This is a genomic window from Mesorhizobium sp. KR9-304 (assembly GCF_040049215.1).
Lineage (GTDB): Bacteria > Pseudomonadota > Alphaproteobacteria > Rhizobiales > Rhizobiaceae > Mesorhizobium_K.
Genome location: NZ_JBDZDN010000003.1, coordinates 213,530 through 233,450, shown reverse-complemented (window position 1 = coordinate 233,450; position 19,921 = coordinate 213,530). Strand labels below are relative to the sequence as shown.

The window sequence follows — 19,921 nt, the reverse complement described above, 5'->3', positions numbered from 1 at the left end:
TGCCGGCATCAACCGGCAGCGCCATCCCTTCGCCCTGCCGGTACTCGGCTACGCCCGGGGATCAGGCGTTCCAGCCGCCGTCCACCGTGAGCATGGATCCGGTCATGTAGCCGGCGGCGGGGCTCGCCAGGAAGGCCACGGTCGACGCGATCTCGGCCGGCGAGCCGTAGCGGCCGAGCGAGGTCAGCGGGCGCACCGTGTCGGCAAGCTCGCCGTCGGCCGGATTCATGTCCGTGTCGGTCGGTCCCGGCTGGACCAGGTTGACGGTGATGCCCTGGGGTCCAAGTTCGCGGGCGAGATGGCGCGTCAGGCCGGTGAGCGCGGACTTGGTCATCGAATAGGCGGCAATGCCGGCGAAGGGAGCGCGCTCGGCGGCGTTGGAGCCGATGGTGACAACGCGGCCGCCCTGCCCGAGATGCGGGATGGCCGCCTGGGTGGCCAGCACGGCCGCGCGGACATTGACATTCAACAGCGCATCGATGTCCTCGAGGCTGAGGTCCACGAACGGGCCGAACCGGGCAATGCCGGCATTGTTGACGAGAATGTCGAGACCGCCGAGCCCGGCTACAGCTTGTTCGACCGATCGCTTGACCGCCGCCGGATCGGCGCTGTCGGCCCGGATGGCGAGCGCCCTTCGGCCCTTGCCCTCGATCGCCTTGACGATCTCGGCGGCGCGATCGGCCGACTGCTCGTAGGTGATCGCCACATCCGCGCCCTTGTCGGCAAGCGCCAATGCAATCGCAGCGCCGATACCGCGCGACCCGCCCGTCACCAGGGCGCGTTTTCCAATCAGTTCGCTCATGATCTCAGTCTTTCTGTGTTGAACAATACAGAATTAGCTATGAGCGCCGGAGCGGGTTGTCAACGATTTATATAGCGATCATTTCAGAAATGCCGCGCCAGCGGTTCGGCGCATCGGCAAGACGTCCGCGGCAACCGCCGCAGCCTGCAAAAAAGGCCCGGCGCCTGCCTTCAGCGCATAAGACCTGCGGCTCGTAATGCATCCTCTATGATCTTCCGGACGCCGTGAGGATCCCGCGACGGCGCTTGCGGAGCGGCGGGCTGTCGCAAGATCTTTCCAGCGGCCTCTTCGGCTCCCGGTCCCGTGGATTGGGATGACATTCCCTTGCGCGATGTCTCAGCCGCGCCTGCACGCGCCGTGCCGCGATCGTTGGCGATACCCCAGAAGCGCGCAATCTCGAGCGTGGACGAGATTCCGACATCGAGCATGTAGGGACCCGCCTGGCCGATGCCGTCGCCCAGCGGCGTGCCATGACCCATTCCGGCAATCATGTTCAATTCCAGCAGGGCTTCTCCACCGGCGTCATTCCAGACACGTCTCGAAATTCTTCCGTTGGACTCCGAACGGGTCGGCGCATCTTCCAGTTGGTGGACACCCCACCACTGGGCGGCAATAGCTTCCGCGTTCGAGGGCACGACCGTCCGATCGGCAGAGCCGTGCCAGATTGCCACTTTCGGCCAAGGTCCCCGATGCTCTGAGGCGTTGCGCAGCGCCTGCTGCAGTTCCTGGTGCGAGGGTCCGCCATGACCGCGCATCCGATCGAATGCCTCGGATACAGTCGCGGCGCTGCCAAAGGGAAGTCCGGCTATGATCGCACCCCCGGAAAAGACCTCCGGATAGGCCGCCATCAGGGTTGCAGCCATGGCGCCGCCAGCCGAAAGCCCTGTGATGAAAATACGATGCCGATTCAGGCCATGCGTTGCGACCATCGCCGTGATCATCTCGCGGACCGAAAGCGACTCGCCCGCGCCTCGCCTCGCATCGTGCGGCAGGAACCAGTTGAAGCAGAGGTTTGCGTTGTTCGCGCGTTGCTGTTCGGGGAGCAGAAGGGCAAAACCCATCTCGTCGGCGAGCTGCAACCATCCGGATTGCCGTGCATAGCCTGCCGCGGTCTGCGTGCAGCCGTGCATCACCACGACCAGCGGCGCCTCGCTGGAGAGACCCTCCGGCAGATAGTATCTGGCCTCCAGCGCCCCCGGGTTGGACCCGAAACCGGTCAGCCTTGGCAGAATGTCGGAGGCATCGGCCGGCTGCGAGGCACCTTGCCGGTGGAACGCGGCGAGGCGCGCGATCGTGTCAGAGATTGTTCGCAAAGCAGGCATCCTGTCCTGACGCCCGGAATTGGACGGCAATGTGCAACGTACGTGCAGCAATATCGTTGCTGCACTGCACAATCACAAGACAGCAGCGAGCCTGCCCGCCATTATGCGGCGGCGCCAACGAGTGAGCCCGAGAAGCAATCGGCGCGGCAGAGGTCGGCGGCCACTGCCCTTCACGCGCAAAAATGCCCCACGAATTGGTCGGAACCCGCGCCGCTCGTTCGTCCTCTGGATGAAACCCGACAATGTCCTCGCAATCGAACACGTCACGCAACCGACAGCGTCATGCAATCACCGGAGCCCGCCAATGACCCCCACCATCACTGCCTTTGCGAATTCGCCCGATCGCGGCAGGGGCCAGGCGCGCGACATGCGCGTGCGCTGGGCGCTCGAGGAGGTGGGCCAGCCCTACGATGTGCGTCTCGTTTCGTTCGGCGAGATGAAGGGACCCGCCCATCGCGCGCTGCAGCCGTTCGGGCAGATCCCGACCTACGAGGAAGGCGACCTCGCGCTGTTCGAGTCCGGCGCGATCGTGTTCCACATCGCGGAGCGCCATGCCGGCCTGCTGCCGCAGGATGCGAAGGCGCGGATGCGGGCGGTCATGTGGATGTTCGCCGCGGTGAGCACTGTGGAGCCGCCGATCGTCGAGCGCGAAAACGCCACATACACGGAGCGCGACAAGGACTGGTACGGGGAGCACCTGCCAATGCTCGAGGAGCGTGTGCGCAGGCGGCTTGGCGAACTGTCCACTCGGCTTGGCGATGCCGACTGGCTCGACGGTGCGTTCAGCGCCGGCGACCTCATGATGGTGATGGTGCTGCGCAGGCTGGGCGGATCGGCGCTGCTCGCCGAATTTCCCGCGCTCTGGGACTATGTCGCCCGTGGCGAAGCGCGGCCGGCCTTCAAGCGGGCGTACGCGGCACAGAGGCGGTGTTCAAGGCGGCCTCGGGCGGGGGATGAGCGCCGCAATGTGGCCGTTCGCCCGGCATCCCACACAAGGGGAGAAAGCGGCGTCGCGCCGCCAGTAGACCCAGGCGCGGTCCGGGCATAGGATTTCGCGGGTTCACGGACGGTCGGGGGCCAGCCATGGGTGGATATATCGAGCGCTTCCAGGACTGGTCAGGCATCGGTCGCACCGGCCGGCGCAAGTGGATATTCGTCTCCATCGCCGTCGCGCTCTTCGTGCTCGGACGCATCGTGGAGGCGACCGTTTCCCTTCCATGGTTACGCGATGTCTCCGACGCGATCATCAACGATCTCTGGACCATCAACGTCATCAACCTCGCCGGCCAGTACTATCATTTCGTCTCGTGCAGCCAGCCGACGGAGTATCTCGGCGCGGTCTGCAGCGCGGCGCATCTGATCGATCCGCGCAACTGGCTCGCAGGGACCTGGCAGACCTTCGAGTACATATTCTTCGATGCCCCGCTCAACGACACCGCCTATCTCGTCTACCTGCTGGCCTATGTGGCCGGCTTCGCCGGCGCATTTTCCATCTACCAGCGCTCCCAGGCGCGGTTGCATCTGGTGTCCATCGCCCTGCTCGCAGTGGGCACGTTCGCGCTCGGCAGCCTCGCCGCGCTCGTCATGCAGGTGCTCGGCATCGTGCTCTTCTTCATCTTCGGCCGCGTCGTCGGCCTCTTCATCCTGCTCGGCGGCGAGTACAAATGGGTGCGCGAAGTGTGGAAGCGTGGCCGCCAGGCGCACAAGATCCTGAGTCGCGGCTCGAACCACCCCGACGCCGCGCGGGCCGCCGCAGGCGACATCCTGGAGGGCGCATTCGACCCGCTGCGCGACATCCGCGACATCGAGGACAGCGCCAATACGATGGAAAGGACGTACGACCGCATCGCCGGCTGGTTCGGGCGCAAGCGGACGTAGCCAGCCGGCGGGCGGCCTAAGCGCGGCGCTACCTAATCCGCCGTCGCCTTCTCGTATTCGGCTGACATCTCCAGCCACTTCTCCTCGTTGCGGGCGAGCTGCGCGGAAAGCTCCGAGCGCTCCTTGGCAAGCTGCGTGGCGGCAGTCGGGTCCTTCTCGTAGAGTCTGGGGTCGGCGAGCTGGTCCTCGATCGCGTCGATGCGCTTGCGCAGCCGGTCCATGAGCGCCTCGGTGGCGCGGATTTCCTTGGAAAGCGGCTCGGCTGCGGCGCGGCGGGCGGCGGCCTCGCGGCGGCGGTCGGCCTTGGACGCCTTCTCGGCCTCGCGCCTTTCGCGGCGGTCGCCCGAGACGCCGGTCACCAGCGTCTTGTAGTCCTCGAGGTCGCCGTCATACGGGTTGACCTGCCCGTCCTTGACCAGCCACAGCCGGTCGGCCGTCGCTTCGAGCAGATGGCGGTCGTGCGAAACCAGGATCACGGCGCCCGGAAAATCGTTCAGCGCATGGATCAGCGACTCGCGGGAATCGATGTCGAGGTGGTTGGTCGGCTCGTCGAGGATGAAGAGGTTCGGCCCTTCGAACGCCGCCAGCCCCATCAAGAGCCGCGCCTTCTCGCCGCCGGACAGGTCCTTGGCCGGCGTGTTCATCTTCTCGGTTGTCAGGCCGAAATTGGCGACCCGGGCGCGCACCTTCGATTCCGGCGCTTCCGGCATCATCCGACGCACATGCTCGTAGGCGTTTTCCTCGGGCCTCAAATCGTCGAGCTGATGCTGCGCGAAGATCGCGACCTTCAGCCCCGGGGCGACCGTCATCGTGCCGTTTTCGGGCTTCAGCCTGCCGGCCAGCAGCTTGGCGAAGGTCGACTTGCCGTTGCCGTTGGCGCCGAGCAGCGCGATACGGTCGTCGGCGTCGATCCTGAGCGTCATCTTCCTGAGGATAGGCTTGCCCGGCGCATAGCCGACATCGATGCCGGAGAGAGCGACGATCGGCGACGCCGCCGTCTTGACCGGCTCGGGGAAGCTGAACGGCCTCACCGTATCGTCGACCAGGGCCGCGATCGGCTTCATCTTCTCCAGAGCCTTGATGCGCGACTGCGCCTGGCGCGCCTTGGAAGCCTTGGCGCGGAAGCGGTCGACGAAGGACTGCAGATGCTTGCGGGCGGCTTCCTGCTTGACGCGCCCCTTCTCCTGCAGCTCGCGCTGCTCGGAAAGCTGGCGCTCGAACTGGTCGTAGCCGCCGCGCCAGAAGGTCAGTTTCTGCTTGTCGAGATGCACGATCGAATTGACCGCGCGGTTCAAGAGGTCGCGGTCGTGCGAAATCAAGAGCACCGTGTGCGGATATTTCGCGACGTAGTTCTCCAGCCACAGCGTGCCTTCGAGGTCGAGATAGTTGGTCGGCTCGTCGAGCAGCAGCAGGTCGGGCTGCGAAAACAGCACTGCGGCGAGCGCCACGCGCATGCGCCATCCGCCCGAGAAGGACGAGGCAGGCCGCCGCTGCGCTTCGTCGTCGAAGCCGAGGCCGGCAAGGATGGTCGCCGCGCGCGATTCCGCCGAATGGGCGTCGATGTCGGCAAGCCGCATATGGATCTCGGCGATACGATGCGGATCGGTCGCCGTCTGCTCCTCGTCCAACAGCGTCGCACGCTCGACATCGGCCTTGAGCACGATGTCGATCAGCGGCTCCTCGGTGCCCGGCGCTTCCTGCGCCACCTGGCCGATACGCGTGTTTTTCGGCAGGCTGACCGAGCCGGTCTCGGAGGACAGGTCGCCGGTGATCGCCTTGAACAGGGTCGTCTTGCCGGTGCCGTTGCGGCCGACGAGGCCCGCCTTCGTGCCCGAGGGCAAGGTCAGCGAGGCATGGTCGAGAAGGAGGCGTCCGGCGATCCGGAGCGAAAGGTCGTTGATGATCAGCATGGCCGGGCTTTTGCACTGGCCCGGCTTCAACCGCAAGGCCCGCCGGCGATGCAGCCCAAACGAAAACGGCCCGCGCGAGGCGGGCCGTTTCTCGAGATCGATGCCGCTTAGCGGCTGGCCACCTGCACCATCTTGCACAGCGCGACCAGATTGGCGTCGAAGCTGCCCCTGTTGCCGAGCACCTGCTTGCAGGTCTTTTTGTAGGCCGCCAATTCGGCCGCCGACAAGCTGGCGACGACGCCGCTCAGACCCGGATTGCCGGGCGTTCCGGGGGTGCCCGGCGTGCCTGGCGTGCCCGGGGTGCCCGGGGTGCCCGGAGTACCTATGCCCACGCCGACGCCAACGTTGACGCCGGTGCCGACATTCGCGCCTACCCCCGCGGTGATCCCGCCCGTGCCGCCGATCGAGGCGCCAGCGCCCGCGTTGATGCCGCTCGTGCCGCCGACCGAGGCGCCCAGACCCGCGCTGACGCCGCTCGAACCTCCGACCGACGCACCCGCGCCTGCGTTGACACCGCTCGAACCGCCAATGGAAGCGCCCGCGCCGACGCCAAGGCCGCCGCCGGACCCGCCGCCTATCGATGCGCCGGCGCTCACCCCGCCGACGCTGGCTCCGACGTCAAGCGCCAAGGCCGGCGTGCAAAGCAACGCGGCCGACAGCGCAGTGGCAGCCAGCGCCGCAGAGGTTCTTGTTAGAAGGTTGATCATGACACTCTCCTAATGTTGCCTTTACGCTTTCCCGGCCACCGCGACCGTCTGCGTCTCAACGGGGATAGTTTCGATCGACACAACCTTCCAAACTATTCTCATGCAACCTGCACTTATATTTTCATTTTCTGAAACTAATAACAAATTGCCATCAAATTATGAATTTTAGCAGTATTTTCAATCCATTGGCAGCGAACATCGCGGCATTAACCATTCTGCCGTCACACGGTTGTGCAACCCTGCATTTCAAACGAGGCTGTTGATAGGCAGCCGGATGGCGACGATCGCCTCAGGCGTAGGCCCGCCCCTCTTCCGTCCGCTGGAAATAGATCAGGTCGAGCGACGGGGCTTCCTTGCCAAGCACGGTCAGGATCGTGTGGGCCTGTCCGCGGTGGTGAGTCTGGTGGTTGAAAAGGTGCGCAAGCGCCGGCGCCAGCCGCTGCGACACGGTGCGCATGTCGGTGACCGTCATGTAGGTGAACCGTCCGGCGAATGCCTTTTCGCCGAGCGAGCCAACCCAGTCCAGCAGTCGCTTGTCCTCGGCGACGCGCGCCACGCGCAGCTTCGCGAAGTCGATGTAGAGAATGGTATCAAGCGCCGCGGGCGCATCCCCCTCGCCGGTGAAACGCTTCAGCCAGATGCGGTCGGTCACCAGGAGGTGGTTGAGAGTGCCGCGCATCGACTTGAAGAAGGCGCCGGCGTCGCGGGTGAACTCCGCCTTGGTCAGCCCGGACACTGCCTCGTAAATTCGCTGGTTGGCCCAGGCGTTATAGGCGGCGAACATGATGAAATGCTGTTTCACGGGGGTTCCCTTCGCGGACGGCGGCGGCAATATAGCGTCCCTTGAATAGACGCAACGGAAAGCAGCGCCAATGACAATCCTGCTCTATGATCTCGTTGGAGAAGACGCCTCCCGGCCGTTCAGCCCGCATTGCTGGAAGACTACCATGTGCCTCGCTCACAAGGGGCTGGACTACCGGCGCGTGCCGACGCCGTTCACCTCGGTCCCGGCGGTCGAGGGCGGCGTCTCGAAGACGGTGCCGGTGATCCGCGACGGCGATACGGTCGTGGCGGATTCTTTCACCATCGCGCTCTACCTCGACGAGGCCTATCCCGATCGCCCCACCCTGTTCGGTGGCAAGGGCGGCGAGGCCATGGCGCGTTTCATCGAACGCTGGTCGCAGCTCACGATCCACCCCTATCTCGGCGCGGCGGCGCTGACCGACATCCATGCCCGCCTCGCGCCGCCCGACCAGGCCTATTTCCGCGACAGCCGCGAAAAGCGTTACGGCAAGAGCATCGAGGACGTATCGGCCGAACGCGAGGCCGGGCTGGCGGCATTCCGAGCGTCGCTGGAACCGCTGCGCAGCATGCTTACCTATCAGCCCTTCATCGGCGGCGCGACGCCGCTCTATCCGGACTACATCGTGTTCGGGGCGTTCCAGTGGGTGCGGGTGATGTCGCCCTTCCCGGCTTTGGCGGAAGGCGATCCTGTTGCGGCCTGGTTCGAGCAACTGCTCGATCTGCACGACGGGCTCGGGCGAAGCGTCGCGGCCGCCTGACGAAGGCCTTCCGGCGCTTGGCAAGGCTGGCGGCGGCCTGTATAGAGCCCGCCACCTTACAAGCGATACAGGAACCAGACATGGCGATCGAACGCACCTTCTCGATGATCAAGCCGGACGCGACCCGGCGCAACCTGACCGGCGCGATCACCAAGATGCTGGAGGATGCCGGCCTGCGCGTCGTCGCGTCCAAGCGGGTGTGGATGAGCCGCCGCGAGGCCGAAGGCTTCTACGCCGTGCACAAGGAACGCCCGTTCTTTGGCGAACTGGTTGACACCATGACGTCCGGCCCGACCGTCGTCCAGGTTCTCGAAGGCGAGAACGCGATCGCGAAGAACCGCGAAGTGATGGGCGCGACCAATCCGGCCAACGCCGCCGAGGGCACCATCCGCAAGGTCCACGCCGTCTCGATCGGCGAGAACTCCGTGCACGGCTCAGACGCACCCGAAACCGCCGCGCAGGAGATCAAGTACTGGTTCTCCGACACCGAGATTGTCGGCTGAGCTTTTGAGTCCGCCGATCGCGTCAAGCGGTTGAACAGAATGACAAAAGCCGGCGTTGAACGCCGGCTTTTCGTTTTGATGCGCTGACGTAGCGGCCGATATCAGCCTGCGCCTGCAAACCGCGCGATGTCGACGCCATTGGCGTCCATCAGGAAGAGCTTGCCGTCGCCGTCGATCCGATAGGCGCTTACCTTGCCCAAGGCGGCGAACAGCTTCTGTTCCTGATCCATGACCGCCGGCGCGCAAGCCATGAAGGTCGAGCCAACCGGGCCGATCTTGATCGAATTCCCTTCGACCGACGCCTGAGCGAAGTAGCGGTTGCATGCCCCGCTGCCGGTCACCTTGCCATCCGATGCAATGCTGAGAGTGGACTGCGCGTTGTCGATGACGCCCCGGCCTTCGATGTCCTCGGCCAGCCAGATCCTGTCGAACAGCGCCGGGGGCGCGTCTGCATCCTGCTTGACCATCTTGAGCACCAGCATCGCCGGTTCCGGCTTCAGCGGATCGACCGCGTGGCGCTCGTCATTGGTGAACCATAGCCTGTCGTCGACGGTGATGCGCGCCTGCAGCACGTAGCTGACGTTGGGCTGGACGACGGCCGGGTCGAGCTTGAGCTCGAACTTGATCGGCACCTGCCCCGCCGGCTCGATCTTCTGCTCGGCCACGACCGATTGCGGCGCGTCGGCGAGCGACATGTCGGTCAGCCGCACGGTCAGGATTGCGTTTGGCGGCAGCGCGATGCGCTCGCGGTACGAGACCTCGCCGGAGATCGTCGCTTCCTCGGCGGCTATCGCGCCGGGGATGAAGAGACCCCCCAGGATCATCGGAGCGATCCCGAACAAGACCAGTTCCGCCAACTTGCCGAGCATCGACCTTGCCTCCTTGCCAGGAGCCAAGGTCTGCAAGGATTGAGTCCGTTCCGTGGCCCACGGGCGGCAGGCTGCTACTTTTTCCAGCGGGCCGCCGCCTCGTCGTCGCCCTCCTTGGCGTCCACCCAGCCGCCTTCGGCGCCATCGGCGCGGTGCTCCTTCTTCCAGAAGGGTGCCCGCGACTTCAGATAGTCCATCAGGAATTCCGCCGCCTCGAAGGCTGCCCGGCGGTGTTTCGACGCGGCGACGACGAGCACGATGTTTTCGCCCGGCCTGATCTTCCCATGCCGATGGATGGCGGTCAGCCCGGTGAGCGGCCACCGCTCGGCGGCCTGGCTCGCGATGCGCATGATCTCGGCCTCGGCCATGCCGGGATAGTGCTCGAGTTCCAGCGCGGTCAGCGTGCCCTTTTCATCCCGGCAAATTCCGGAAAAGGTGACCACCGCGCCGACGTCGCCGGCCGTGCTCAGCCTGTCGATCTCGGCCGCGACGTCGAAATCGGCGGCCTGGATGCGAACGACCGGGCTGATGTCGCCGGTCATTGGCTTCAGCCGCCCGTCATCGGCGGAAACAGCGCGATCTCACCGGCGCCGGCGATCTTCTCGCGGTGATCGACATGCTCGTGGTTTATCGCGACGCGGATGACCTCCGAGTGCCGCAGCGCATGCGCGTACTCGTCGCCGCGACCTTTCAGCCAGCGCAGCAGGTCCTCGACCGTCACGACGCTTGCCGGAAGCGAGACCTCCTCCTCCGGCTTGCCGATGCGTTCGCGCACCCATGCGAAATAGACGAGTTTCGTCACCTCATTCGTCCATGATGTGCTTGGCGCCGGCGCGGAAATAGTCGTAGCCGGTGTAGAGCGTCACGATAGCGGCGATCCAGAGAAGCACGATCCCCGTTTCCGTCGCGTAGGAGATCACCTTGTCCAGCGCCGGACCGGCCAGCAGCACGCCAATGGCGATCATCTGGATCGCCGTCTTCCACTTGGCGAGCTGCGTCACCGGCACGCTCACCTTGAGCGCCGCCAGGTATTCGCGCAGGCCCGACACAAGGATTTCGCGGCAAAGGATGATGATCGCCGCCCAGAGCGACCACCCGGCGATGGTGCGGTCGGTGTCGGCGGCCAGCAGAAGCAGGCAGGTCGCGACCAGGAGCTTGTCGGCGATCGGGTCGAGCATGCGGCCGATGTTGGACTGCTGCTGCCAGGCGCGCGCCAGATAGCCGTCGAAATAATCGGTGACGCTGGCCAGGATGAAGATGACCAGCGCCGACCAGCGCGCGAAATCGCTCGACTGCAGCCGTCCCTCCAGGAAAAAGCACAGCACGACGAGCGGCACGGCCAGAATCCGTCCGTAGGTCAGCATGTTCGGCAGGTTGAAAGCGGGCTTGGCCATGTTTTCTGCAACTTTCTCCAGCCGTACTGAAATCAGAAGGCCATGTAGGGGGTCAACTGGCTGATTTCGATGAACCGGATCGATTCGCTTGGGCTTTCGATCAATTTTCGTGGAAATGGTTGTAAACAAGGCGCGCGACCGACTCCGAAATGCCGTCTACCGCCGTCAGATCGTCGATCGCCGCGTTGCTCACCGCCTTGGCGGTGCCGAAATGCAGCAGCAGCGCCCGCTTGCGGCCCGGTCCGATGCCGCTGATCTCGTCGAGAGGGTTCCTCACCATCTCCTTCTTGCGCCGCGCGCGGTGCGAGCCGATGGCGAAACGGTGCGCCTCGTCGCGCAGCCGCTGCACGAAATAGAGCACCGGGTCGCGGACGGGAAGCGTGAAGGCGCCCTTGTTCCTGGTGAAAAAACGCTCGCGCCCGGCCTCGCGGTCCTGGCCCTTGGCGACGCCGATCGCCACGACGCGATCCTCGATGCCGAGATTGCTCAGGATCGAGCGCACCGCCGTCATCTGGCCCTGCCCGCCGTCAATCAGGATGACGTCGGGCCAGGCCGGGAACGCGGTGTCTTCGACATCGTCCTCGACGGCCGCCCCATCGACCACGGCTTCCCCGTCCGCCACTGCTTCGCCGTGCTCCTTGAGCAGCCGCGAGAAGCGCCGCTCCATGACCTCGCGCATCATGCCGAAATCGTCGCCCGGCGTGATGTCGGTCGAGCGGATGTTGAACTTGCGGTACTGGTTCTTCACGAAGCCTTCCGGTCCCGACACGATCATGGCGCCCACCGCGTTCGTGCCCATGATGTGCGAGTTGTCGTAGACCTCGATGCGGCGCGGCGGCTTGTCGAGCCCGAAGGTCTCGGCGAAACCGGCAAGCAGCCGCGTCTGGGTCGAGGTTTCGGCCAGCCGGCGGCCGAGCGCCTCGCGGGCGTTCTGGACCGCGTGATCGACCAGATCTTTCTTCTCGCCGCGCTGCGGCACCATGATCGAGACCCGGTGTCCCGCCTTGGTCGCCAGCGCCTGCTCCAGCAATTCCTGCTCCTCGACCTTGTGCGACAGCATGATCGTGCGCGGGCAAGGCTTGTCGTCGTAGAATTGTGCCAAGAACGACGACAGCACCTCGGCCGCTTCGAGGGCCGGATCGGCCTTCGGGAAATAGGCGCGGTTGCCCCAGTTCTGGCCGGTGCGGAAAAAGAAGACCTGGATGCAGACCTGACCGCCATGCTGGTGGATGGCGAAGACGTCGGCCTCCTCCACGCCTTGCGGGTTGATGCCCTGGTGGCTCTGCACATGCGACAGCGCCGCCAGCCGGTCGCGGTAGACCGCCGCGCGCTCGAAATCGAGCTCTTCGGCCGCCTGCTGCATTTGCCCTGAGATCTCGGTCTTCACCTTCTGGCTGCGGCCGGACAGGAAGTCCTTGGCGTCCTCCACGAGCGCGGCATAATCCTGGGGCGAAACCTCGCCGGTGCAGGGACCCGAGCAGCGCTTGATCTGGTAGAGCAGGCAGGGCCGCGTCCGGCTCTCGAACACCGAATCCGTGCAGGTCCTGAGCAGGAACGCCCGCTGCAGCGAATTGATCGTGCGGCCGACCGCGCCCGCCGAGGCGAACGGCCCGAAATAGTCGCCTTTTCGCGAGCGCGCCCCGCGGTGCTTGAAGATGCCGGGCGACGGATGGTTGCCGGTCAGCACGATATAGGGAAACGACTTGTCGTCGCGCATCAGCACGTTGAAGCGCGGCCGCAGCCGCTTGATCAAATTGGCTTCGAGAAGCAGCGCCTCGATCTCGGTGCGGGTGACGACAAATTCCATCGTCGACGTCTCGCGCACCATCCGACCGATGCGGTTGGTGTGGAAGCGTCCCTGCGCGTAGTTGGTGACGCGCTTCTTCAGGCTGCGCGCCTTGCCGACATAAAGCACATCGCCGGCGGCGTTCATCATGCGGTAGACGCCCGGCGCGTTGGGCAGCCGCTTCACCAGCGTCTGGATGACCTCGGCGCCGACCTTTCCGTCGGCGTCGCCGGCATGCGCGGTCCAGTCGATGGCCGTGAAAGGCAGGTCTATGCCGGGCGCGGGCGCTTCAGGTTCCTCGGCCTGAACGTCGTCCTCTTCGGTCTCGTCGCCGGCGATGAAACCCGCGATGTCGTCCGCGGCTTCGCCGTCCTCGACCTCTCCCGGTATGCTTCTTCTTCTCGGGCTCATTCCACCATGCCTGTCACATCCGGCGTCTGCCACGCAAGATGCTGGCCGCCATCGAGCGCGATCATCTGCCCGGTCACCGAGCGCGCGTCCCAGAGATAGCGGATCGTCGCGCCGAATTCCGCCAGCGCCGGGCCGCGCTTCAGGATCAGCCCGTCGACCTGGGCGTCGAAATCATTGGGATCCTGCCGCGCGCTGGCCAATGTGGGACCGGGACCGATCGCATTGACGCGAATCGCGGGAGCCAGCGCCTGCGCCATGGTCCGCGTCGCCGCCCACAGCGCGGACTTGGACAGGGTATAGGTAAAATAGCCCGGCGTCGGCTTCCAGACGCGCTGGTCGACGATGTTGACGATCAAGCCCTCCGTGCTCGCCGGCAGCGCCTCGGCGAAGCGCCGCGCCAGCAGCACAGGCGCGGTGACGTGAATGGCGAAATGCCTGTTCGCCACGGCGGGATCGAAGGTCTGGACGGTATCCTTCTCGAAGATCGAGGCGTTGTTGACGAGCAGTCCGACCGGCCCGACGGCTTCGGTTGCGGCCTGGATGAGCCGGCCGGTCGAAGCCGTGTCCGTCAGGTCCGCTTCCACGACGGCAGCCCGGCCGCCGGCTACGCGAATTTCCTGGACCAGCGAAGCGGCCTCCCGGCGCGAGCGGTTGCAGTGGATCGCGACGGCGAAGCCATGCGCCGCAAGGTCTTCGACGATCGCCTTGCCAATGCGCCTTGCGCCGCCCGTCACCAATGCCGTCCTTGCGGCTGCCGACATGATCGATCCTTGTTGTTTCGCCGTCGTTTCCGCCCGGGCCGGCTGCCCGGGAATGCGGCAGCCGCTTCGTTAAGATCCGTTCTTTCTTTTGACGGCTTTGTGGCCAGACGCGTGAAAACGGGCCGTCAAGGGCTGCGGCGCTCTGCCTCAGCCGAGGCAGATATAGAGTGCGCAACGCCTTGCACCAAGCGGCCCGCGGGCGGGCCGGCTCAAGACTCCTGACAAAGGCTGTTGCGCAAAGGCAACGACAAGCTTCAGCCTCATTCGCGCCGGGCAATGACCCAATTTCAGGGTCCTTGGGGCCACAATTCGACACGACATTCGGAACCGTCAGGCAGCCGGTCCGTTCTTCCCCCCCAGACGGGCCAAGGGTGGTGCCTCATCGAACCCCACGTGTCTCGTGGTCATGGAGTAAGAAGAATGAAAAAGAATCTCGAATTCGTCCGGCCGGCCACCGCCGCGATCGCGCTGATGGCCCTGCTCGGCACCGTTCCCGCCTTCGCGGCCGACGCCGTGATGGAAGAGCCGCCGGCGCCCGCCGCTCCGATGGAAGAGCCGCCGCTCAACACCTGGTCCGGCCCCTATGCCGGTATCACGGTCGGCTATGGCTTCGGCGGCGAAACCGAGGACGAAACGTTCAACAACACCATCGACACCGACGGTTTCCTGGCCGGCGGCTTCGCCGGCTACAACTACCAGGTCGGCAACATGGTGGCGGGCGTGGAAGCCGACATCGGCTATAGCTGGGAAGACGGCTCGAACGCCGGCCTGACCTCCGATTCGGGCGTCGAAGGCTCGCTGCGCGCGCGTCTCGGCTATGTCATATCGCCCAGCGTCCTGCTCTACGCGACGGCAGGCGGCGCGGCCAAGGATCTCGAAGTCTCGGGCGGCGGCGTTTCCGACAGCAACACGATGATCGGCTGGACGGCCGGCGGCGGCGCCGACATCATGGTCACCGAGCGGGTCTTCGGCCGCGTCGAATACCGCTACACCGACTTCGGCAGCGATACGTTCACGACGAGCCTCGGCGACGCCGATGTGAGCGACAAGAACCACCGCATCAACTTCGGTCTGGGCGTGAAGTTCTGATCCAACCAACTACCAACGACAACCGGGCGCTGCGGCGCCCGGTTTTGTTTTATCCGCAAGACGGCCGGCTCAGCTCGGCAGCAGGCTCTTCAGCTCCGGAAATTTCTCGTCGAAGCGCGCCGCCCAGCGCTTCAGCTTTGAGCGCCCCTTCTCCCACTTTCCGGCGAACCGCAGTTCCATATACCCAAGCGCGGCGCGCAGCGCGATGTGGCCGCCGGTGATCTTCTTGCCGAGCTTGGGCGGGTTGGCGTTGAGCGCGTCCAGCGCACGCATGACCTTGCCCCACTGCTTGTCCAGCCAGGGCTGGTGCACCATCTCCTCGGGCCGCGAGCGGCGCTCGTAGACATGCGCCAGCGCACAGTCCGCTATGCCGTCCGCGAGCGCTTCGAGCCGCTCGGCGGCCGTGCGCTTGGCCGGGTTGCGCGGGTAGAGCCTGTTGCCGGACTCACGGTTCAGATATTGCGTGATCGCCCGGCTGTCGAAGATGGTCTCGCCGTCGTCGGTAATCAGGACCGGTATCTTGCCGAGAGGATTCGCGTTCAGCAGTTCGGCCGTCGGATTGGATGTCTCCACCGCAACGGCCTGAAGCGGAATTTCGGCATAGGCAGCCGCCATGCGGACCTTGCAGCTGTATGGCGAGGCGGACGAAACGAGGACCTTGGGCATCGGCTTCCTTCAACAATGGGTCGCATCGGGACCAGTCTACGGGTCGGACGTCGTGGGGCAAAGGCCAGCGGCGACAAAAACGCTCCGCCACGCCTCCAACGCCCGGGCGCAGCGCCGATCAGGCGCTACCCGCCGCGCACCGGCGGCATGACGACCCTGGCCAGCCGGCAGTCGCGGCGATCGACTTCGGGGCACGAGCGGAACTCGAGGTCTCTGGTCAGGCAAAGGCGCACCTCGCGCAGGTAACGCTTGTCGCAGGTGACCGCGATCCCGTCGCGCGGCAGCGAGTCATTCGCCCTGAGGAACGCCGCTTCCGCGTCGTCCGGGTCGAGCGTCCGGTAGCTGTCCAGGCGGCGGAATTCGGCGGGAATGCTGACCGTCTCGCGCGCGGCGCGCAGCACGTCGAAATAGTCTTCCTGCCCGAGACCCGAACAGGAGCCGTGCTTGCGCCACTGGTGCCGGATCAGGCCCGCCGACGGCATGATGTCGTAGAGCGTTCGCAGCGTCGCGTTCGCAACATCCGGCTCGGAGGTGTCGCAGCTCTCGGGAAAGCCGCGCTCGAACTGCGGCCAGAGGCCGTGGACGACGAAAGCGTAAGGTCTCTCCGTCGCGCATTGCTGGCGGTTGGCCTCCTCGCCTTCCGCCTCGCAATAGCTCGGCGACCAGGACAGCGACAGCACGTAGAAATCGAAGCCTTCGCCGAGCGGAAGCGCCGATCTGCCAGGTTTTGACGCGACAGGCCCCCCGGGGCCCGGCTCGGGCGACGGCTGGACAATCGGCACCGTCGGCGTGGAGTCCGTCGCCTTGCCGGCTTCCTGGCTGCAGCCGGCGAGGATCAGGCCGGCAACAAGCGCCAGCACCCGCAGCCGGACGTCAGGCATCGCGGAAATCAGCGAAGAACGCGGCAGCGGCCGTTGTAGACGTACCAGCGGTCGAAGCCGGAGACGCAGAACTCGACATTGTCGCCGATGCCGGCGTAGCCCTGACCTTCCTCGATCAGGTACCAGATATCGCGGGCGTCGCCGTCGGAGAGGATCACTTGCGCTCCGCAATAGGTGCGGCCGATCGGACGGTCTTCCTGCGCCGGCAGGTAGCGGTTCTCACGGATGTTCTGGAAATCGGTGATGGCGACGTTGGGCAGGTTCGGCACGTGACGGACCTGGTAGGCAAAGCGGTGCGTGATCTTGCCGAGCACCCAGCGCTTGCCGCAGACGCCGGAATCGTCGGTATAGACGCCGCCGAGGTCGGCTGCGCGGACGGACGGCGTCGCTCCGATGGCGGACGCAAGGCCGATCAGCGCGGCGAGGACGGGGCGGGCGAAGCGAAACATCTCAAGCCTCTCTGAGCGGGCGGTCGGGGAATACTCCCGCAACCATGGACATAATCGTTTCTGCGCGCGTCGCGGTCAAGCTGCTTCGCCCGCCAGCCAGTCCAGCGACCAGCGTGCCTTTTCGTCTTCGGCGAGCGCCTTTTTCAGCTCGGGAAGCAGGATCCGCATCTCCGTTTCGATGACGAAGGGCGGGTTGACCACCACCAGACCGCTGCCGTCGAGCCGCGCCTCCGGCGAGGGCGGACGAATCTCGAAGGCGACGTCGAGGATTTTCGGGATACCGGTTCCCATCAGCCTTCTGCGGAAGGCAGCGACGGCGGCGCGATCCTTGATCGGATACCAGAGCGCATAGATGCCGCCCGGCCAGCGACGGTGCGCCCGCACCAGCCCGTCGACGAGGCGGTCGAATTCGCCCTCCTGCTCGAAGGGCGGATCGACCAGCACGAGGCCGCGCTTCTCCTTCGGCGGCAGATGCGCGCCGAGCGCCAGCCAGCCGTCGAGCTCGATCGCTCGGACCTGGAAGTCGCCGGCAAAGCGCGATTTCAGGCGCTGGAAATCCTTGGGGTGAAGTTCGATTGCGGAGAGGCGGTCCTGTGGACGCAGAAGATGGCGCACCATCAGCGGCGACCCCGGATATTTCTTTACGCCGCCCTCAGGATTTACCGATTTCACCGCCTCAAGATAGGGCGCGAGCAGCGCGGCCGCTTCTGGGGACAGCTTTGCGTCCAGCAGCCGGCCGATGCCATCGAGCCACTCGCCGGTCTTCTGCGCCTCGTCCGACGACAGGTCGTAGAGCCCCGTGCCGGCATGGGTGTCGACGACGCGGAACGCCTTGTCCTTCAGCTTCAGATATTCGACCAGCCGCGACAGGGCCGCGTGCTTCACGACATCGGCGAAGTTTCCGGCATGGTAGGCGTGGCGGTAGTTCATTCTTCAGGCTTGGCGCCGCCCCTGCCCCAGCGCGGCGGTGGCGGCTGCGAATTCGGGTTGCGCTCGCGTCGGCCGCGCCGCATCGCCAGCACCAGCCCAATGAAGCCGATCGCGGTCACTGCATAGCCGACGGGCTGCGCCCTGGGATCGACGGAACCGGCGCCGCCGCGCAATATGAGGTCGACCGAGCGCATCTCGATGCCTTCCGCATCGCCCTGCCCGACCACGAACGTATAGTCGCCGTCCTCGACCCCGGCGATAACGCCGGCCTCGTCGCGATAGATCTTTTCGCGGAGCTGCGGGCTTTTCTCCTGCGGTTTTGCTTCCGCGAAGGTCAGCGTCTCCGCAAGCACGGAGCGGCCGTCGGTCGAGGCGGTGATCGTCAGCACCGTGCTGCGCGGCGCGAATTCCGGCGGCGCGATCGCCTCCATGTCGACCAGCACGCGCACCGGATCGTCCGCTTCGGAGAGCCTCGCCGTGACCGGCTTGAAGGCGCCGCCGCGGTCGTAGACCCGCCATGTGCCGAGCTCGCGGCCGGAAAAATTGGCGACATACCAGGGGTAGCCGAAGCCCATGGCGAGGCCGGCGAGGAACAGGAGCAGGAAGATCACGCGCATCGTCAGGTCCGTCCGGTTCCGTTCATGCCTTGCGCTCCCATCGTCTGTCGGCGGTCTGCTGCCAGTAGGTCACGTCGTGGCCGCCCGCCTTCATCACCTTCCAGTGTTCGCGCGCCGCCTCGACCTGGGCGGCGTCATGGCCGTCGAACAGGAACACCGCGCGCTCGTATGCGGAGAGGTCGACCGGCGCAGTCCCGTCGACCAGGAACCTGATCTGCGCACCGTTGGGGTTGTCGTCTGTGATGGTCAGCAGCACCGGCTGCTCTGTCGCATGAGGCTCGCGGTCGGTGCCGTGCGCGAGGAACGAATCGTCGCGAAAGCTCCACAGATGCGCGTCGAGCGCATCGCGCCTTTCCACAGTGCCGGTCTGCACCACGGCGCGCCAGCCGCGGCCGAGGCTGCGCTCCAGCAGGCCGGGCAGCGCGTCCTGCAGGGTGGATTCGGTGAGGTGGTAGAAAAGGACTTCGGCCATGGCTGCATGCTTAAAGCATCCTTTGCCGGCCTCATGAAGTCCTCTCGGAACGAAAAAGGCGGCCCTCGCGAGCCGCCTTCTCCGTTCACGCTGCGACTTACTGCGCGGCGATGATGCCGGCGATGATGCCCGAGGCGAACGAGATCAGCAGGAAGTCGTTGTCGACCTTCACCCACTGCTGGCCGTAGGCCGGGCGGCGCAGGCCGTGGCGGTGATAGTCGCGCACCACGTGGCCGCGCTGCCAGGCCGGAACCCGGTTGCCGCGCGCCCAGTGCTTCTTCTTCACGATCTTCTTCTTGACGACCACGTTCCTGTCGAAGCCGGGCTTCTTCCAGTTGTTGTCGTAGCGCTCGTAGCGCGGCTCCTCGTGACGCGGGCCGGCCTGCGCCTGGGCGACGGGAAGCGCCAGGAAAAGAGACAAGGGTCTCGTCGGGGGAATTGTCGCCGAGATTGTCGGCTGCGAGCAGGTCATTCTCTGCGATATGAAGGTCGCGAAAAACTCTCAAGTAACTAGGCTTCGAAAAAACAAGTCCTGTAAGTTTATTCTCAGTATAAATTTGTTTAAATCGATCTGATACAATAAGCTCCCGCCGACACCCCCACTCATCGTTTAGCCGAAACAGGTCATACTGCGTTCTAAAGTCTCCCCTCAATTTCAAATCGAATATGGCTTCAATGTCGTCGTCCGGTTTTGAAAACCTTCTGTAGCGAGAACGCTCAAAATCAAATCCTGATATCTCCAAAAGGCAACAATGAAAAAGCAATATATTATTATCGCATTTCCCTCGGTAAATTTTCAGATGTCCTATTATTAAGCCATAGAACAAGTCCCATACGTCTTTAGTACAAATTAATACCCCATCAGTGCCCCCGTACGGAAAATCCGGCTCGGACAAATTCGTCTCCGGATCA

22 protein-coding genes and 1 pseudogene are annotated in these 19,921 nt (G+C 65.0%); 5 read left to right on the top strand and 18 right to left on the bottom strand.

What is annotated here, in order from left to right:
- Window positions 1–61: 61 nt before the first annotated feature.
- Window positions 62–802: an SDR family oxidoreductase gene (locus tag ABLE71_RS17350; RefSeq protein ID WP_348784724.1), complete on the bottom strand. Its 741-nt coding sequence runs from the start codon at window positions 800–802 to the stop codon at window positions 62–64.
- Window positions 803–972: 170 nt separating this feature from the next.
- Window positions 973–2,115: a PHB depolymerase family esterase gene (locus ABLE71_RS17345; protein WP_348784723.1), complete on the bottom strand. Its 1,143-nt coding sequence runs from the start codon at window positions 2,113–2,115 to the stop codon at window positions 973–975.
- A 313-nt stretch (window positions 2,116–2,428) separates the two neighbouring features.
- Here ABLE71_RS17345 and ABLE71_RS17340 point away from each other — a divergent pair.
- Window positions 2,429–3,081 (top strand): annotated as a pseudogene (locus ABLE71_RS17340) (glutathione S-transferase family protein).
- Between the two features lie 126 nt (window positions 3,082–3,207).
- On the top strand, window positions 3,208–4,002 hold the full coding sequence (locus ABLE71_RS17335; RefSeq protein ID WP_348784722.1) for a hypothetical protein: 795 nt from the start codon (window positions 3,208–3,210) through the stop codon (window positions 4,000–4,002).
- Window positions 4,003–4,034: 32 nt separating this feature from the next.
- Here the strand turns inward: ABLE71_RS17335 and ABLE71_RS17330 are convergent, their stop codons facing one another.
- From ABLE71_RS17330 to ABLE71_RS17320, 3 genes are all read right to left on the bottom strand, one after another.
- The gene (locus tag ABLE71_RS17330; protein ID WP_348784721.1) at window positions 4,035–5,912 is read right to left on the bottom strand and encodes an ABC-F family ATP-binding cassette domain-containing protein; all 1,878 of its coding nucleotides are present in this window, start codon (window positions 5,910–5,912) and stop codon (window positions 4,035–4,037) included.
- 107 nt (window positions 5,913–6,019) lie between these two features.
- The gene (locus ABLE71_RS17325) at window positions 6,020–6,619 is read right to left on the bottom strand and encodes a hypothetical protein (protein WP_348784720.1); all 600 of its coding nucleotides are present in this window, start codon (window positions 6,617–6,619) and stop codon (window positions 6,020–6,022) included.
- A gap of 289 nt (window positions 6,620–6,908) precedes the next feature.
- Entirely contained in the window at window positions 6,909–7,421 is a 513-nt protein-coding gene (locus tag ABLE71_RS17320) for a DinB family protein (protein ID WP_348784719.1), read from the bottom strand.
- 70 nt (window positions 7,422–7,491) lie between these two features.
- Here ABLE71_RS17320 and ABLE71_RS17315 point away from each other — a divergent pair, with 70 nt between their 5' ends.
- Both ABLE71_RS17315 and ndk read left to right on the top strand, forming a co-directional pair.
- On the top strand, window positions 7,492–8,181 hold the full coding sequence (locus ABLE71_RS17315; protein ID WP_348784718.1) for a glutathione S-transferase family protein: 690 nt from the start codon (window positions 7,492–7,494) through the stop codon (window positions 8,179–8,181).
- 80 nt (window positions 8,182–8,261) lie between these two features.
- Window positions 8,262–8,684, top strand: a complete 423-nt coding sequence (ndk, locus tag ABLE71_RS17310) for a nucleoside-diphosphate kinase (protein WP_348784717.1) — start codon at window positions 8,262–8,264, stop codon at window positions 8,682–8,684.
- Window positions 8,685–8,785: 101 nt separating this feature from the next.
- Here the strand turns inward: ndk and ABLE71_RS17305 are convergent, their stop codons facing one another.
- The 6 genes from ABLE71_RS17305 to ABLE71_RS17280 form a co-directional block, all read right to left on the bottom strand.
- On the bottom strand, window positions 8,786–9,553 hold the full coding sequence (locus ABLE71_RS17305) for a YbaY family lipoprotein (RefSeq protein ID WP_348784716.1): 768 nt from the start codon (window positions 9,551–9,553) through the stop codon (window positions 8,786–8,788).
- 74 nt (window positions 9,554–9,627) lie between these two features.
- Window positions 9,628–10,095 carry a molybdenum cofactor biosynthesis protein MoaE gene (locus ABLE71_RS17300; protein ID WP_348784715.1) on the bottom strand — a complete coding sequence of 156 codons (468 nt, stop codon included), beginning with the start codon at window positions 10,093–10,095 and terminating at the stop codon, window positions 9,628–9,630.
- A 5-nt stretch (window positions 10,096–10,100) separates the two neighbouring features.
- On the bottom strand, window positions 10,101–10,355 hold the full coding sequence (moaD, locus tag ABLE71_RS17295; RefSeq protein ID WP_348784714.1) for a molybdopterin converting factor subunit 1: 255 nt from the start codon (window positions 10,353–10,355) through the stop codon (window positions 10,101–10,103).
- Window position 10,356: 1 nt separating this feature from the next.
- Window positions 10,357–10,947 carry a CDP-diacylglycerol--glycerol-3-phosphate 3-phosphatidyltransferase gene (gene pgsA, locus ABLE71_RS17290; RefSeq protein ID WP_348784713.1) on the bottom strand — a complete coding sequence of 197 codons (591 nt, stop codon included), beginning with the start codon at window positions 10,945–10,947 and terminating at the stop codon, window positions 10,357–10,359.
- Between the two features lie 100 nt (window positions 10,948–11,047).
- A complete protein-coding gene (uvrC, locus tag ABLE71_RS17285) occupies window positions 11,048–13,144 on the bottom strand; it encodes an excinuclease ABC subunit UvrC (protein ID WP_348784712.1) in 2,097 nt (698 codons plus the stop codon).
- Entirely contained in the window at window positions 13,141–13,905 is a 765-nt protein-coding gene (locus tag ABLE71_RS17280; protein ID WP_348784711.1) for an SDR family oxidoreductase, read from the bottom strand. Before ABLE71_RS17280 ends, uvrC begins: the two co-directional genes overlap by 4 nt.
- A 420-nt stretch (window positions 13,906–14,325) precedes the next feature.
- On the opposite strand from ABLE71_RS17280, the gene ABLE71_RS17275 reads away from it, so the two are divergent.
- Entirely contained in the window at window positions 14,326–14,994 is a 669-nt protein-coding gene (locus ABLE71_RS17275; RefSeq protein ID WP_348784710.1) for an outer membrane protein, read from the top strand.
- 69 nt (window positions 14,995–15,063) lie between these two features.
- Here the strand turns inward: ABLE71_RS17275 and ABLE71_RS17270 are convergent, their stop codons facing one another.
- From ABLE71_RS17270 to ABLE71_RS17240, 7 genes are all read right to left on the bottom strand, one after another.
- Window positions 15,064–15,660 carry a glutathione S-transferase family protein gene (locus tag ABLE71_RS17270; protein ID WP_348784709.1) on the bottom strand — a complete coding sequence of 199 codons (597 nt, stop codon included), beginning with the start codon at window positions 15,658–15,660 and terminating at the stop codon, window positions 15,064–15,066.
- 125 nt (window positions 15,661–15,785) lie between these two features.
- Window positions 15,786–16,541, bottom strand: coding sequence for a ribonuclease T2 (locus ABLE71_RS17265; protein WP_348784708.1), 756 nt, complete (start codon window positions 16,539–16,541; stop codon window positions 15,786–15,788).
- Between the two features lie 8 nt (window positions 16,542–16,549).
- Window positions 16,550–16,990 (bottom strand): hypothetical protein, encoded by a 441-nt coding sequence (locus tag ABLE71_RS17260; RefSeq protein WP_348784707.1) that lies wholly within the window; start codon window positions 16,988–16,990, stop codon window positions 16,550–16,552.
- A 75-nt stretch (window positions 16,991–17,065) separates the two neighbouring features.
- On the bottom strand, window positions 17,066–17,920 hold the full coding sequence (locus tag ABLE71_RS17255) for a 23S rRNA (adenine(2030)-N(6))-methyltransferase RlmJ (RefSeq protein WP_348784706.1): 855 nt from the start codon (window positions 17,918–17,920) through the stop codon (window positions 17,066–17,068).
- Window positions 17,917–18,537, bottom strand: coding sequence for a hypothetical protein (locus tag ABLE71_RS17250; RefSeq protein WP_348784705.1), 621 nt, complete (start codon window positions 18,535–18,537; stop codon window positions 17,917–17,919). The genes ABLE71_RS17255 and ABLE71_RS17250 overlap by 4 nt, the downstream gene beginning before the upstream one ends.
- A 22-nt stretch (window positions 18,538–18,559) precedes the next feature.
- Window positions 18,560–19,009, bottom strand: coding sequence for a DNA polymerase III subunit chi (locus ABLE71_RS17245; protein WP_348784704.1), 450 nt, complete (start codon window positions 19,007–19,009; stop codon window positions 18,560–18,562).
- A gap of 97 nt (window positions 19,010–19,106) precedes the next feature.
- Window positions 19,107–19,430, bottom strand: coding sequence for an RcnB family protein (locus ABLE71_RS17240; RefSeq protein WP_348784703.1), 324 nt, complete (start codon window positions 19,428–19,430; stop codon window positions 19,107–19,109).
- Window positions 19,431–19,921 lie beyond the last annotated feature (491 nt).